The sequence below is a fragment of the uncultured Roseobacter sp. genome, assembly GCF_947501835.1.
In the GTDB taxonomy this organism is placed as follows: Bacteria; Pseudomonadota; Alphaproteobacteria; order Rhodobacterales; family Rhodobacteraceae; genus Roseobacter.
In genome coordinates this window covers 72,309-86,038 of record NZ_CANMXR010000005.1, presented here as the reverse complement: position 1 = coordinate 86,038, position 13,730 = coordinate 72,309, and the positions used below count along the sequence as shown (strand labels likewise).

The following is a 13,730-nucleotide window of genomic DNA, read 5'->3' as shown; positions in this document are numbered from 1 at the left end:
GCCTTCAAATGCGCCAAGCCATTTTGCAGCGGTGATCAACTGATCGCCGCTGCTTTTACATCGTCGTCAATGAAGGGCAGGTATTGTTCAAAATTGTCGGAGAACATTTTGACCAGCTTGGCCGCCTGACGATCATAGCTCTCTGCATCGTCCCAGGTGCGACGCGGGTCGAGTAGAATATTCGGTACCCCTTTCACGTCCACCGGCACGTCAAACCCGAAATTCGGATCCTTGCGGAACGCCGCATCGGCCAATGATCCGTCCAGCGCCGCCGTGAGCAAGCCACGTGTCGCCTTGATCGGCATCCGGCTGCCGGTCCCATAAGCGCCGCCGGTCCACCCGGTGTTCACCAGCCAGCAGGTTGCCCCATGGGTGGCGATCTTTTCACGCAGCAGATTGCCGTAAACTTCCGGGCGGCGGGGCATGAACGGCGCGCCGAAACAGGTGGAAAACGTCGGCTCCGGCTCGGTCACTCCCCGTTCGGTGCCCGCGACCTTGGACGTAAAGCCCGACAGGAAGTGGTACATCGCCTGCGCCGGGGTTAGCCGCGAGATGGGCGGCAGGACACCGAAGGCGTCGCAGGTCAGCATGATGATGTTCTTGGGGTGCCCGCCGCGCGCCGAGGCGGAGGCATTGGAGATATAGTGCAGCGGGTAGGCGCAGCGCATGTTCGCGGTCAGGCTATCGTCTTCGAAATCCAGATCCTTGGTTTCCTCGTCGTAGATCATGTTTTCGATCACGGTGCCGAATTTTTCGGTGGTCGCGTAAATCTCTGGCTCGGCATCCGCACTCAGGCTGATGGTCTTGGCATAGCAACCGCCTTCGAAGTTGAAGGTGCCGGTATCCGACCAACCGTGTTCGTCATCGCCGATCAGCATGCGAGCGGGATCCGCGGAGAGGGTTGTCTTGCCGGTGCCCGACAGGCCAAAGAAAACAGCCGTATCCACCGGGTTGCCCATCGCGTGGTTGGCCGAACAGTGCATCGGCATCACGCCTTTTTCGGGCAGCAGGTAGTTCAGCAGGGTAAATACTGACTTCTTGTTTTCGCCCGCGTATTCCGTGCCGCCGATCAAAATAAGCTTCTTGTCGAAGTTCATGGCAATCACGGTCTCAGAGCGGCAGTTGTGTTTCGCCGGATCCGCCTGAAAGCTGGGGCAGTTGATCACGGTGAAATCGGCGATGAAGTCATCCAGGTCTTCGCGATCCGGACGACGCAGCATATGGCGGATGAAGAGACCGTGCCACGCCAGTTCCGTGACCATGCGCACGTTGATCGCATGTTTGGGATCGGCGCCGCCGGTCAGATCCTGCACGAAGTAGTCGCGCCCTTCCATATGCGCCAGCATATCGGCATGCAGCGCATCAAACCCCTCCGGGCTCATGGCCGCGTTGTTTTCCCACCAGATCGTGTCGGCAACGCTGTCTGTTTTCACCACATGTTTGTCTTTTGGCGAGCGGCCGGTGAATTTACCGGTGGTCACCAGAAATGCACCGCCCTTGCCCAAAGCACCTTCGCCGCGCTTGAGGGCGTATTGGATCAAATCGGGTTCGATCAGATTGTAATAGACGGTTCCCGCCCCTTTGATCCCTTGATCTTCGAGCGTGAAGTCCGGGTTTACCCGTCCATGTGTCATCCGTCGTTCTCCTTTTCAGCGCTTTCGCCATAGGCGCAGAGGCCTCTTAACATGACGTTTTTGTTGTTGAACAGGACGCTTTGATGCAGTTAGCGCCACCATAGCAAACTTTGTCTCAGGGCGGTCTCAGACCCCCTGTTTTCCTGTCAGGACTGCGTCATGACGACAGCAGGAATGTGCGGCAATTTAGCCATTAGTAATCAAATTATGATGCAAATACCGCGGAGTGCCGTGCTGATTCGCACTTAAGGATTGATTCGGAGGGCGAAAAAATGATCAATTGCCCAAAAAAATCTAATAAACGAGCAGTACAAGGAAACGGGTAATGTCTAAGATTGCATTGGTGGACGACGACAGGAATATCCTGACGTCTGTATCCATGACACTCGAAGCCGAAGGTTTTGAGGTCGAAACTTACAATGACGGGCAGGCTGCGCTGGATGCGTTCAACAAGAAACTGCCGGACATGGCAGTGCTCGATATCAAGATGCCGCGCATGGATGGGATGGACCTGCTGCAGCGCCTGCGTCAGAAAACCGCGATGCCGGTGATCTTCCTGACCTCGAAAGACGACGAGATCGATGAGGTTCTGGGGTTGCGCATGGGCGCCGATGATTACGTCAAGAAACCCTTTTCGCAGCGGTTGCTGGTGGAACGTATCCGAGCCCTGTTGCGCCGTCAGGATGCGGTTGCGGGCGATGTGGTTGCGGACAGCGAAGAGACAAAGGTGATGGAACGCGGCGATTTGCGAATGGATCCGTTGCGCCATGCCGTGAGCTGGAAGGGCAGGGATGTGTCGCTGACGGTTACCGAATTTCTGCTGCTGCAGGCGCTCGCGCAACGGCCCGGTTTTGTTAAGTCACGCGACCAGTTGATGGACGTGGCCTATGATGATCAGGTCTATGTCGATGACCGCACCATCGACAGCCATATCAAGCGTTTGCGCAAGAAGATGCGTACCGCTGATGATGAGTTTTCCGCGATTGAGACCCTCTACGGTATCGGTTACAGATATAACGAAGAATAACCGGAGAGATGGCTCTGGCCGAGAGGAACTTTGTGCGGGATCTGACCCCACCTCCTTCCCGGGACGGCGATGTTGTCCTGGGTGAAGACTGGGTGGCACCTGAAAATGCGACCGAAACCGAGATGCGCGCCACCCGCGAGCGTCGCGGTCTTTTGTCTCTGCGCGCGTCACCGCTGACGCGTAAAATCATTACTTTGAACCTGATTGCGCTGATTTTCCTGTTCGCCGGGTTCACCTATCTCAGTTCCTCTCGCGATAGCCTGGCCTTGCAGCGCGCGGCATCGCTTGTATCTGAAGCCGAGCTGATCGCTGACGTCATCGAAGCCAAATTGCCTGCGGGCGCCCCGGTCAATCTTGCCACGGGCGATGGCGTTGACGTTTTGGCCACACTGGATCGCCTAGATTTGCGGGGTGGTGTCGAAGTTTTCGTTTTTGATCAATCGGAAACACTGGTGGCAAATACAGAAGGCAGGCTGACGGCTGGTACAATCGCCGGTGGTGCCAGCACGCGAACCTATCTGACCGATGGCCTGGGTTGGCTGTGGTCAACAATTTCAGGCCCGTTTTCTGAGCCTACTGTGGCAGACCAAACCCCTCTCACCGACAAACTGAAGCCCTGGATCGTTGACAGCATGGTCAATGGCACACAAATCCGGAACGAACTGGATGTCGCAGGCGGCAAGCTCTTCACCGTTGTGACACCGATCCTGCAGGATGACCGAGCCATTGGCGCTGTGGCTGTTGCCACGGCGGCGGGTGAGATTGACAACCTTGTGCGGGGCGAGCTTGAAAGCGTGCTTCAGATGTTTCTCATCGCAACGGTGGTTTCTGTCGGGTTGAGTTTGGTACTGGCCTCGACGATTGCCAATCCGCTCTCTGATCTGGCCGCGGCGGCCGAGTTGGGACGCGACAAGAACGCTCGTAAGATGAACCCCGGTCGTATCCGTATTCCCGACCTGACTGCGCGTCCCGATGAGATCGGCCGTCTGAGCGGGGCGTTGCGCGGCATGATTTCGGCGCTCTACAACCGGATCGATGGCAACGAGCAGTTTGCAGCGGACGTAGCGCATGAAATCAAAAACCCACTGGCCTCCTTGCGATCCGCGGTTGGCACGCTTCGAATGGTCAAACGGGATGATCAGCGCGAAAAGCTGCTGGATGTAATCGACCACGATGTGCGCAGGCTGGACCGTTTGGTCAGTGATATCTCCAATGCTTCAAGGCTCGACAGTGAGCTGGTCAAAGAAGAAGAAGAGGCATTTGACGTTGTGACGACCCTGTCAAACCTGGGTCAGTATCTTGGCGAAGACGCACGGTCAAAGGGCATCGATTTCATCACTGATTTCCCCAACACATCGATCATGGTGCATGGTTTGGAAGCGCGCCTGGCACAGGTGTTTGTCAACCTGATCACAAATGCGATTTCCTTCTGCGAGGATGGAGACGCAATACGGATTTGGGCGCGCACCAAGGAAAATCGCGTATTGATTGTTGTCGAAGACACCGGGCCGGGCATTCCAGACCAAGCCTTGGCGAAGATTTTCAAACGCTTCTATTCACAGCGCCCGGATGAGCATTTCGGGAACAATTCGGGCCTTGGTCTCGCGATCTCCAAGCAGATTGTCGAAGCGCATGGCGGGGTGATCTGGGCAGAGAACATCCGCCCGACCGAGGCCGATATCACCTCTGATCCCTTGGGTGCGCGGTTTGTTGTGGGGCTCCCGATCTGACCGATGGAGGCTGGTCTGTCGACGCCCTACAAAGAAGACGCAGCCATAACAATTCACGCAACCTGCGTCGCGTATGACGGTCGGGCCGCGCTGATCCTGGGCGCTGCGGGGTCCGGCAAATCCAGCTTGGCGCTCCAAATGATGGCATATGGTGCCGCGTTGGTCGCCGATGATCAGACTGTCCTGACAATGCAAAGCGGCACTTTGCTTGCGTCACCGCCACCGACAATCAAGGGCTTGATCGAGGCGCGGGGTGTCGGGCTGCTCAAGGTCGCGAACGTAACAAACGTGCCCGTGACCGTCGCTGTCGATATGGATCGGGAGGAAATGCAGCGTCTGCCCAGCAGACATATGATCACTTTGGCGGGTGTCGAAGTGCCCTGTCTTCACAAAGTAGACAGCCCCCATTTCCCTGCGGCGATTTTGCAATACTTAAAGGGCGGGCGAAGAGATCCGTAATGGCCGATAGCGAACCAACAGCGCGCAGAATTGTTTTTGTCTCCGGCCCATCGGGCGCCGGGAGGTCCAGTGCACTCAACGTCCTTGAGGATGCCGGTTTCGAGACGGTGGATAACCTGCCGCTGCGGCTTTTGTCGCATCTGGTCGAAGGGGCGCATCAGGAGCGCCCGCTTGCGCTGGGCATTGATCCACGTAACCGAGATTTTTCTACCAATACAATCATCGATTTGCTGGGGCGGCTGACTGGTGTTCCAGGGCTTGCGCCCGAACTTTTGTATCTGGATTGCACGACGGATGTTTTGCTGCGCAGATTTTCGGAAACGCGGCGTCGACACCCGCTTGCGCCAGATGACCGCCCGTCGGAAGGCATCATGCGAGAACTGGAGATACTTGCCCCCTTGCGGGCGCGGGCAGATATATTGATCGATACGAGTGACCTGAACGTCCATCAATTGCGCGCCGAGGTGGAGCATTGGTTTGCGCCGGGCGGGCAACGCAAGTTGACGGTCTCTGTACAGTCATTTTCCTACAAGCGTGGCTTGCCGCGCAGTGTGGATACAGTGTTTGACTGCAGGTTTCTGACAAATCCCTATTGGGTCCCTGAGCTGCGCGCATTGAACGGGACGCAAGAAGCAGTTGAGGCGCATGTTACGGCGGATCCGAGATTCGGCGCATTCGCCGAAAAAGTGCTGGACCTGAGCCTGTTGCTTTTGCCTGCTTATCGCGAGGAGGGAAAATCTTACCTGTCAATCGCCTTTGGGTGTACTGGCGGCCAGCATCGCTCGGTGGTTATGGCGGAAAGGCATGCTTTGCAGCTTGCGGAGGCTGGCTGGCAGGTGTCTATAAGACACCGCGAGTTGGACCTGCGTAAGAAAGAAGAGGCATAAGCCGTGATCGGTATCGTGATTGTTGCACATGGCGGTTTGGCAAAAGAATATCTAGCAGCAGTTGAACACGTCGTTGGTCGCCAAATCGGGATCAGGGCGATTTCCATCGAAGCAGATCACGATCGATCCTCCAAAGAGCGTGAGATTTGCAGCGCGGCGGATGCTGTGGATCAGGGCGGTGGCGTGGTTGTTGTCACCGACCTCTATGGCGGCTCGCCCTCGAATCTGAGCCTTCTAGCATGCCAGCCAGGTGATCGGCGCATTCTTTATGGGGCCAATTTGCCGATGTTGATTAAACTGGCAAAGAGTCGTCAGAAAACCGTATCAGACGCGGTGCGGCTGGCTCTCGAAGCCGGTAAGAAGTACATCGACAGCCAGAATATCAGCGCCGATCAGGAAAGCTAAACGAGACTATGACCGACTGCACGCTAGAAATCGTAAACGAAAAGGGTCTTCACGCCCGCGCATCCGCGAAATTGGTGGAAGTTGTCGAAGGATTTGACGCGAGCGCCGAGATTTCCAAGGATGGCATGACTGCATCAGGTGACAGTATTATGGGACTTTTGATGTTGGCAGCGTCCAAGGGAAGCATTATTGACGTGACGACCTCCGGTCCAGACGCCGATGCGTTGGCAGCTGCGCTGAGAACGCTTGTGGCAGAAAAGTTTGGCGAAGGTCAGTGACGTAACACATCGGCGTTCAGCGCATGAAACAAGGTAACGGGTCTTGGTAGAGAGCACACAAGACGTCAACATAGCCACAGGTGAGGCTGATCCGGTCAATTTTAATCAATATGACCGCAGAAGCCTGTCCTATGCGTCGACCTTCGAGGATCCCTGGAAATCGACCGTTATCAGGGTAATCGAGGCTTTCACGGGCAAGCTCACCATTCTGCGGCTGGTCAAGAAATTTGAACGGCGGGGCGCGCCAAAGGGTCAGGCATTCTGGCGCGCGGCGCTGGATGTGATGGGGATCGATCTGCTCACACCGCAAGTGCAGTTGGACAGGATCCCGAAAACGGGGCCGGTGATTGTCGTTTCAAACCATCCTCATGGCATGGTGGACGGCATGATCTTTGCCGATCTGATTGGCCGCGTGCGCCCGGATTATCGGATCCTGACCCGCTCGTTATTGACAGTGATCGATGAGGTCGCCGGGTCCTATATGATCCCGGTACCGTTTCCGCATGATCCTGACGCGCAACGCAAAGGCGTCGAAATGCGCGCCAAAGCGATGACGCATTTGAAAGAGGGCGGTGTTGTTGCGCTCTTCCCGTCAGGCGGTGTTGCCGCGTCCGAAACCTATTTCGGGCCCGCGGTCGAGGGTGAGTGGAACGTCTTTACCGCAAAGCTGATCCGGCGGTCGGGCGCGACAGTCGTGCCGATCAAATTTCTGGGGCAGAACTCGCGTGCCTATCAAATTGCCAACAAGGTGTCTCCAATGCTGCGGCAGGGGCTCTTGCTGCATGAAATCGTGCATTCGCTCAACAAACCGCAGGCTCCAATTGTGGGACACCCGTTATCCCATGAGGACTTGAGCAAATGGGACGATGACCCGCGCGGGTTCATGGCCTGGTTGCGGGACCACACGCTTTCTTTGGAAGGCTAAGCCAAATCAATATCGAACACTGTGGCCGCATGGTCGACCGTCGCTGCGTTCAGCGCGTTGGTGTAGGCGTTTCGCCACGGTAATCGTAGAAACCACGCTGAGTCTTGCGCCCAAGCCAGCCTGCTTCCACATATTTGGTCAACAGGGGGCAAGGGCGATACTTGGTATCCGCCAACCCATCGTGCAGCACATTCATGATCGCAAGACATGTATCCAGGCCAATAAAGTCAGCAAGCTCCAGCGGTCCCATCGGATGGTTCGCGCCCAGTTTCATTGAGCTGTCGATGGACTGAACGCTGCCGACGCCCTCGTAGAGCGTATATACGGCCTCGTTGATCATCGGCATCAGAATCCGATTGACGATAAATGCGGGAAAGTCCTCTGCCGAAGCGGCTGTCTTTCCCAGCCGATCAACCACTTCCTTGCAGGCGGTAAAGGTTGGCTCATCCGTGGCGATGCCGCGAATGAGCTCAACCAATTGCATCACGGGCACAGGGTTCATGAAATGAAAGCCCATGAATTTCTCTGGCCGGTCGGTGCGGCTGGCCAGTCGCGTGATCGAAATGGAAGATGTATTGGAGGTCAAAATCGTGTGCGGCTGCAAATGTGGGACAAGATCTTCGAAGATCGCCTGTTTTACGGCTTCGCGCTCTGTCGCCGCCTCGATGATCAGGTCCGTCTGTCCCAGCTCCGTCAGGGTCTGAGTGGTCTTGATCCGCGCGAGGGCCTGAGCCTGGTCCTCCCCGGTTATTTTGCCCCGCGATACCTGCCGCTCCATATTCTTGGTCATCAAGGCCATCGCGGCATCCAGAGCGTCCTGGCTGATGTCATTCAGCAGAATATCATATCCGGCGAGCGCCATGACGTGGGCAATGCCGTTGCCCATCTGACCCGCACCCACAATTCCGATCGCTTTGATGTCCATCGGACGCCCCTTCTAGATTTCCTGCACTCTACGGTGCCTGCTCGGTGAGCCGCAAGGCCGCATGCTGCTTAAAATACGGGGCAAATTCGCCGTTTAACAGAATCTAAGGGTTCGGTGTGCACATTGCGTATTGGGTGATTCAAAAGAGGTGGGTTTTATGACCTATGACGTTCTGGGGGCGGGGGCTCTCGACTATGCGCCATGTCGTTATGGCAATTCGAAATTGTTGTTTAGAGGGCCACAACGACGGCTGGACGCGCCCTATGTCGCGTTCCTTGGTGGCACTGCAACATATGGAAAATTTATCAAGAGCCCGTTTCCGGCGCTTGTGGAAAGCGATTTGGGTGTGAATTGCGTCAATTTCGGTGTCTCGAACGCGGGTGTTGATGTGCTCGTAAATGACGCCTTGATCGGTGATGCGTGCAACGGGTCCGTTGCAACGGTCGTTCAGGTTATCGGCGCGCAGAATCTTTCAAACCGATTTTACACGGTACATCCGCGTCGCAACGACCGGTTTGTGACGGCTTCGCCGCTCTTGTCCGCCGTGTATCCGGAGGTCGATTTTGCAGAGTTTCATTTTACCAAACACATGCTGAGCTGCCTCTATCAGGTTTCCAAAGATCGCTTTGCCGTTGTGCGCGGTGAGCTGCAAAAGGCGTGGTTGGCCCGCATGCAGCTCTTGCTCAAGCGTATTTCCGGCAAAACGGTATTGGTTTGGTTTGCCGATCACGCGCCGTTAAGCGAAGAACCGATCGGGCTGGATCCGGCGAAGGCCAAGACGCCGCTCTTTGTGACCCGGCAAATGCTGGATGAGTTGAAGCCCTGGGCCAACAGCTTCGTTGAAGTTGTTGTGACGCCTGAGGCCTTGGCTGCAGGCACCGACGGTATGGTGTTCAGCCAAATGGAAGCCATGGCAGCGGCGGAAATGCTGGGCCCCAAAGCGCACGGCGAGGTTGCCCGTCAACTGGGAGAAGTGCTGCACGATATGATTTAACGAAAAGGCCGCGCAAAAAAAAGCGCGGCCTTGGTTGTTAAAAGCATGTTCGAGGGATCAGAGCTTTTCGATCAGCTCTGGAACCGCAGAAAAGAGATCCGCCACAAGACCATAATCGGCGACCTGGAAGATAGGTGCCTCTTCGTCCTTGTTGATGGCCACGATGATCTTGGAATCCTTCATGCCAGCCAGGTGCTGGATGGCGCCCGAGATGCCAACCGCTACATAAAGATCGGGTGCAACCACTTTACCGGTCTGACCAACCTGCCAATCGTTGGGGGCATAGCCTGAGTCTACCGCGGCGCGGGATGCACCCACAGCGGCGCCCAGCTTGTCAGCCAGCTTTTCGATCAGGGCAAAGTCATCTTCGGAGCCCACACCGCGGCCACCGGAAACAACGACGCCAGCCGAGGTCAGTTCAGGGCGATCACTTGCAGCCACCTTGTCCTCAACCCATTCGCTGAGGCCAGGGTTGTCGGCAGCCGAGACCGCTTCAACGGCAGCCGATCCGCCTTCACCCGCAGCGTCAAAGGTCGATGTCCGGAAGGTCACGACCTTCTTGGCGTCTGCGGATTTCACGGTTTGAACCGCATTGCCGGCATAGATCGGGCGCTCGAATGTGTTGCCATCGACAACACCGGAGGCGTCTGAAATCACCATGACATCCAGCAATGCCGCCACACGCGGCATGACGTTTTTGGCGTCGGTGGTCGCAGGGGCGACAATGTGCTCATAATCGCCTGACAGCGAAACGATCAATGCGGCCGTGGATTCCGCAAGGCGGTGACCCAGCGTTGCATCTTCGGCGACCAGCACTTTGCTTACACCCTCGATCTTGGATGCTGCCTCTCCAGCTGCGGCGGCAGATCCGCCAGCCGCCAGAACGGTCACATCACCCAGCATCTTGGCAGCGGTCACAGCTTTTGCCGTGGCATCCATCGCCAGCTCGCCATCGGTTACTTCTGCAAGGAGTAGAACAGCCATTACACAGCCCCCGCTTCTTTGAGTTTCGATACCAGTTCTTCAACCGAGCCAACCTTGATGCCTGCCGCGCGCGCTTCGGGCTCCACTGTTTTCACGATTTCAAGGCGCGGGGCTACATCAACGCCGTAATCCGCTGCGGATTTCTCATCCAGTGGCTTTTTCTTGGCTTTCATGATGTTCGGCAGCGACGCATAACGCGGCTCATTGAGGCGCAAATCAACGGTGATCACGGTTGGCATGGTCACCTTAATGGTTTGCATGCCGCCGTCCACTTCGCGGCTGACAACCGCATGCTCGCCCTCAATCGCGACTTCGGAAGCAAAGGTTGCCTGGCTCCAGCCCATCAGAGCGCTCAGCATCTGACCGGTAGCATTCATATCGTTGTCGATCGCCTGCTTTCCGCAGAGCACGAGGCCCGGCTGCTCTTCGTCCACAATGGCTTTGAGAATTTTGGCCACGCTCAACGGCTCAATGTCCTGATGCACGTCATCCGCGGCGACCACCAGAATGGCCCGGTCCGCGCCCATCGCCAGGGCTGTGCGCAGTGTTTCCTGGCTTTGCTTCACGCCGATGGAGACCACGACCACTTCGTCGGCCTGTCCTGCTTCTTTGAGGCGGATGGCCTGTTCGACGGAAATCTCGTCAAACGGGTTCATCGACATTTTCACATTGGCAAGATCAACACCCGATCCGTCCGCTTTGACGCGCACTTTCACGTTGTAATCGATCACGCGTTTGACAGGTACCAGAACCTTCATTGGCGTCTCTCTCCTTAGGATGGCGACTCACGCGATGCGCAAGCCAGATTTTTATCTGAGGTGTGGTTTAACCAAGCTTAGCTGCATGAAACAGTGTAAAATCGTCACGCCCGCGCACAGGAACGCCGCGTTTTTAACGAATTTCCCGGTTTGGAGCAAAAATTTCCGATGAGATGCAATGCAAGGGCGACAAATCACGCGCACGAACGGTTCGCCGGGGCACCCCGTGGCAATATAGGTGGTTCTCTTTTTCAAAAGCCTGCCGTCGCGACCGGGGGCAGCGCCGCTTTCAGCGGTTCGCGCCCGGCACCCACAACACATCGTCCTTGCCGCCATTGTTGGCCATGCGCGCGGCAACGAAGAACCAATCGCTGAGGCGATTGAGGTATTTGACGGCCGAGGTGTTGATCGCTTCCATCGTCGCGAGTTCCACGCAAAGCCTTTCGGCCCGGCGCGACACCGTGCGGCAAACATGCAGATGCGCGGCCAGCGCGGACCCACCGGGCAGAATGAAACTCCGCAGCGGATCAAGCTCGGCATTCATGGCGTCAATCTCGTTTTCCAGCCGCGTCACCTGCGCATCGATCATCCGCAGGGGCGGGTATTCGGCTTCGGCGTCCTGTTCCATGTCGGGGCGGCAGAGGTCCGCGCCCAGATCAAAAAGGTCATTCTGGATCCGGCTTAGCGCGCCATCGACCTCACCCGTCGCTTCCAGCCGCGCAACGCCAACAAAGGAGTTCAGCTCGTCCGACGTGCCATAAGCGGTGACGCGCAACGCGTGTTTGGCGACGCGTGCGCCGTTGCCAAGCGCCGTTTCACCGGCATCGCCTGTCTTGGTGTAAATCTTGTTCAATACAACCATTTCACTGGCCCCCTTGGCTGCGGAAAAAGACATAGGCAAGGATCAGACATACGGCGATGAACTGCGCCCCGATCCGGTAGCGCATCAGCTTGTTGGCGTTTTTCTTGTTGAACGCACCGCCTTTGGCAAAGCCCCCAAGGCCCAACATCAACACAACCACAACCGCAAGGCAGGCCAGAACGGCGATCACGAATAGGGGGTCACCCACAGCATTTTTCCTTTTCTTCCACAGCCGCACATGTAGGCGGACATCCTGAAAAAGCGAACCGGTTTTTTGTGACGGGCGTCATTCAGCCGCGTGACAGCACCCAATCCAGCGCGCGTGTGGGCAAGATCCGGCGCAATGTGCCCATGATGTAGGTTGGCGTTGTGACGTAATAGCGCGGGCGAGGGTGCGCGGCATTCAACGCCTGGATCAGTTTGGCCAGAACCGCATTTGCAGGTAGTTCAAAAGGGTCGGGCCCGCGATCTTCGTATAGCCTTTTGTTCAGTCCGGTTTCATACTGCGCGCGCCGCGCAGAGGTGCGCCAATCCACCCAGCGTTCGTAATGTGGAATGGCGTTTTGCCGAATTTTGGACGTGACCGGGCCGGGCTCGATCAGGATGACGTCAATCGGTGTGTCGCGCATTTCGATCCGCATCGTGTCGGTGAGCCCTTCCAGCGCGAATTTGGTCGCATTGTAAGCACCGCGCCATGGCAGTGTCACGAAACCAAGGACGGAGGAGCATTGCACGATGCGCCCGTGCCCCTGCGCCCTCATGACCGGTATCACCGCGCGGGTCAGGTGGTGCCAGCCAAAGAAATTAGCCTCGAAAATGGCGCGCAGCGCGTCTGTTGGCAAATCTTCCACGGCACCGGGAGTGCCATGAGCCCCATTGTTAAAAAGCGCGTCCAGCGTGCCATCGGTCGCCGCGAGCACCTCTGCAAGGGCTGCGTCGATTGTTCCGTTGTCTGTGTAGTCCAGCCGCGGGCTTTCGAACCCCTCGGCTTTCAGCCTGTCACAATCTTCTTGCTTGCGGCAGGCTGCAAAAACGCGCCAGCCCTGGGCTTTCAGGCCAATCGCGCAGCTATACCCGATGCCGGATGAGCAGCCGGTGATCAGTATCGTTTTTTGTGCCAAGGGCTTCTCCGCTGTTGCCACCCTCAGGAATGGCAACTTGAGCGCTAGGGCGCAAGCTTATCCGTTGGTCAGAAGATAGTCGGCGATCCAGCCTTCGGGGCCACCAGTGAGCGGGCGCAGTTTCACCCATCCTGTACCGTCATCCTGCAGGATTTCGACCTGTGTGTCGCGGTTCAGCTTGGTGACCACGTCAAAGCCCGTGCCCGGCCCGCCGCGCATGTTCACCACCGCCGCCGAGACAAACCGGATGTCGCGCGGGGTGGAAACAGCGGCAGAGGAGGCTTGCGTGCTTGTGCCGGGGAAAATGATGCTCGGCACGACACCCTGCGCGTCGGGCGTACCGTCAAAGGTCACTGCCGTGATGCCGATCACGTTCGGCGTCTCCAGTGCTGCCACCTGTGGCTCGGGTGCGGCTGGCGTTTCAGCCGCAGGGCGTGTGGGGACGTCTCTCTCGGTCAGCACATCCTCAAAAGACGTCAGGCTGAGCGACATACGCGTCACCTCGGGGGCATTGGTCTCGGCCGTCGCGACCTCAACGGGTTCTGCGGGAAGTGCGCCATCCGTACGCGCCATAACGGCTGCGTTGCGCGCCGCGACCGGGTCAAAATCGGCCCCGCCGCTTAGTTCATAAAATGCCAATGCCATAAAACCAAAACTCAACAGAATGAATCGCTTCATTTAATTACCCTCGTAAAACTTCTGACAGACTAACACGTTTCTCTGCCATTTGGGTCCATAACA

General features: G+C 57.0%; 16 protein-coding genes. 8 read left to right on the top strand and 8 right to left on the bottom strand.

Annotated elements, in window-relative coordinates:
• Positions 1-35: 35 nt before the first annotated feature.
• Positions 36-1,634 (bottom strand): phosphoenolpyruvate carboxykinase, encoded by a 1,599-nt coding sequence (locus Q1A20_RS11755; RefSeq protein ID WP_299407867.1) that lies wholly within the window; start codon positions 1,632-1,634, stop codon positions 36-38.
• 325 nt (positions 1,635-1,959) lie between these two features.
• Here Q1A20_RS11755 and Q1A20_RS11750 point away from each other — a divergent pair, with 325 nt between their 5' ends.
• Genes Q1A20_RS11750 through Q1A20_RS11720 form a run of 7 tightly spaced genes read left to right on the top strand, consistent with a single transcriptional unit; the run spans position 1,960 to position 7,345 of the window.
• Entirely contained in the window at positions 1,960-2,661 is a 702-nt protein-coding gene (locus Q1A20_RS11750) for a response regulator transcription factor (protein ID WP_298974843.1), read from the top strand.
• A gap of 8 nt (positions 2,662-2,669) precedes the next feature.
• Positions 2,670-4,391, top strand: coding sequence for a sensor histidine kinase (locus tag Q1A20_RS11745; protein ID WP_299916984.1), 1,722 nt, complete (start codon positions 2,670-2,672; stop codon positions 4,389-4,391).
• Positions 4,392-4,394: 3 nt separating this feature from the next.
• Complete coding sequence (locus tag Q1A20_RS11740; protein ID WP_299407862.1) at positions 4,395-4,850, top strand: HPr kinase/phosphorylase; 456 nt, start codon at positions 4,395-4,397, stop codon at positions 4,848-4,850.
• Positions 4,850-5,737 (top strand): RNase adapter RapZ, encoded by an 888-nt coding sequence (gene rapZ / locus Q1A20_RS11735; protein ID WP_298974846.1) that lies wholly within the window; start codon positions 4,850-4,852, stop codon positions 5,735-5,737. The genes Q1A20_RS11740 and rapZ overlap by 1 nt, the downstream gene beginning before the upstream one ends.
• A gap of 3 nt (positions 5,738-5,740) precedes the next feature.
• On the top strand, positions 5,741-6,142 hold the full coding sequence (locus Q1A20_RS11730; protein ID WP_298974847.1) for a PTS fructose transporter subunit IIA: 402 nt from the start codon (positions 5,741-5,743) through the stop codon (positions 6,140-6,142).
• An 8-nt stretch (positions 6,143-6,150) separates the two neighbouring features.
• A complete protein-coding gene (locus Q1A20_RS11725; protein WP_298974848.1) occupies positions 6,151-6,420 on the top strand; it encodes an HPr family phosphocarrier protein in 270 nt (89 codons plus the stop codon).
• Between the two features lie 43 nt (positions 6,421-6,463).
• Complete coding sequence (locus Q1A20_RS11720) at positions 6,464-7,345, top strand: lysophospholipid acyltransferase family protein (protein WP_299407859.1); 882 nt, start codon at positions 6,464-6,466, stop codon at positions 7,343-7,345.
• A gap of 49 nt (positions 7,346-7,394) precedes the next feature.
• On the opposite strand, the gene Q1A20_RS11715 is transcribed toward Q1A20_RS11720, so the two are convergent.
• Positions 7,395-8,270 carry a 3-hydroxybutyryl-CoA dehydrogenase gene (locus Q1A20_RS11715; protein WP_298974850.1) on the bottom strand — a complete coding sequence of 292 codons (876 nt, stop codon included), beginning with the start codon at positions 8,268-8,270 and terminating at the stop codon, positions 7,395-7,397.
• A 157-nt stretch (positions 8,271-8,427) separates the two neighbouring features.
• Between Q1A20_RS11715 and Q1A20_RS11710 the strand changes: the two genes are divergently transcribed.
• A complete protein-coding gene (locus Q1A20_RS11710) occupies positions 8,428-9,264 on the top strand; it encodes a DUF6473 family protein (protein WP_299407857.1) in 837 nt (278 codons plus the stop codon).
• Between the two features lie 57 nt (positions 9,265-9,321).
• Here Q1A20_RS11710 and Q1A20_RS11705 read toward each other — a convergent pair whose 3' ends face one another.
• The 6 genes from Q1A20_RS11705 to Q1A20_RS11680 all read right to left on the bottom strand — a co-directional run bounded on the left by Q1A20_RS11705 (position 9,322) and on the right by Q1A20_RS11680 (position 13,667).
• Positions 9,322-10,248, bottom strand: a complete 927-nt coding sequence (locus tag Q1A20_RS11705) for an FAD-binding protein (RefSeq protein WP_299407854.1) — start codon at positions 10,246-10,248, stop codon at positions 9,322-9,324.
• Positions 10,248-11,006 carry an electron transfer flavoprotein subunit beta/FixA family protein gene (locus tag Q1A20_RS11700; RefSeq protein ID WP_299916983.1) on the bottom strand — a complete coding sequence of 253 codons (759 nt, stop codon included), beginning with the start codon at positions 11,004-11,006 and terminating at the stop codon, positions 10,248-10,250. Before Q1A20_RS11700 ends, Q1A20_RS11705 begins: the two co-directional genes overlap by 1 nt.
• 289 nt (positions 11,007-11,295) lie before the next feature.
• Positions 11,296-11,868 (bottom strand): cob(I)yrinic acid a,c-diamide adenosyltransferase, encoded by a 573-nt coding sequence (locus Q1A20_RS11695; protein WP_298974854.1) that lies wholly within the window; start codon positions 11,866-11,868, stop codon positions 11,296-11,298.
• A 1-nt stretch (position 11,869) separates the two neighbouring features.
• Positions 11,870-12,076 carry a twin transmembrane helix small protein gene (locus tag Q1A20_RS11690; RefSeq protein WP_298974855.1) on the bottom strand — a complete coding sequence of 69 codons (207 nt, stop codon included), beginning with the start codon at positions 12,074-12,076 and terminating at the stop codon, positions 11,870-11,872.
• 82 nt (positions 12,077-12,158) lie between these two features.
• Positions 12,159-12,989 carry an SDR family NAD(P)-dependent oxidoreductase gene (locus tag Q1A20_RS11685; RefSeq protein WP_299916982.1) on the bottom strand — a complete coding sequence of 277 codons (831 nt, stop codon included), beginning with the start codon at positions 12,987-12,989 and terminating at the stop codon, positions 12,159-12,161.
• Between the two features lie 57 nt (positions 12,990-13,046).
• On the bottom strand, positions 13,047-13,667 hold the full coding sequence (locus Q1A20_RS11680) for an SH3 domain-containing protein (RefSeq protein ID WP_299916981.1): 621 nt from the start codon (positions 13,665-13,667) through the stop codon (positions 13,047-13,049).
• Positions 13,668-13,730 lie beyond the last annotated feature (63 nt).

Excerpts from the sequence above, each read along its gene's own strand:
- Q1A20_RS11710 (WP_299407857.1), top strand. The coding sequence starts at position 8,428 with ATGACCTATGACGTTCTGGGGGCGGGGGCTCTCGACTATGCGCCATGT.
- Q1A20_RS11755 (WP_299407867.1), bottom strand. The coding sequence starts at position 1,634 with ATGACACATGGACGGGTAAACCCGGACTTCACGCTCGAAGATCAAGGG.
- Q1A20_RS11680 (WP_299916981.1), bottom strand. The coding sequence starts at position 13,667 with ATGAAGCGATTCATTCTGTTGAGTTTTGGTTTTATGGCATTGGCATTT.
- rapZ (WP_298974846.1), top strand. The coding sequence starts at position 4,850 with ATGGCCGATAGCGAACCAACAGCGCGCAGAATTGTTTTTGTCTCCGGC.
- Q1A20_RS11745 (WP_299916984.1), top strand. The coding sequence starts at position 2,670 with ATGGCTCTGGCCGAGAGGAACTTTGTGCGGGATCTGACCCCACCTCCT.
- Q1A20_RS11725 (WP_298974848.1), top strand. The coding sequence starts at position 6,151 with ATGACCGACTGCACGCTAGAAATCGTAAACGAAAAGGGTCTTCACGCC.
- Q1A20_RS11740 (WP_299407862.1), top strand. The coding sequence starts at position 4,395 with ATGGAGGCTGGTCTGTCGACGCCCTACAAAGAAGACGCAGCCATAACA.
- Q1A20_RS11695 (WP_298974854.1), bottom strand. The coding sequence starts at position 11,868 with ATGGTTGTATTGAACAAGATTTACACCAAGACAGGCGATGCCGGTGAA.
- Q1A20_RS11700 (WP_299916983.1), bottom strand. The coding sequence starts at position 11,006 with ATGAAGGTTCTGGTACCTGTCAAACGCGTGATCGATTACAACGTGAAA.
- Q1A20_RS11705 (WP_299407854.1), bottom strand. The coding sequence starts at position 10,248 with ATGGCTGTTCTACTCCTTGCAGAAGTAACCGATGGCGAGCTGGCGATG.
- Q1A20_RS11715 (WP_298974850.1), bottom strand. The coding sequence starts at position 8,270 with ATGGACATCAAAGCGATCGGAATTGTGGGTGCGGGTCAGATGGGCAAC.
- Q1A20_RS11750 (WP_298974843.1), top strand. The coding sequence starts at position 1,960 with ATGTCTAAGATTGCATTGGTGGACGACGACAGGAATATCCTGACGTCT.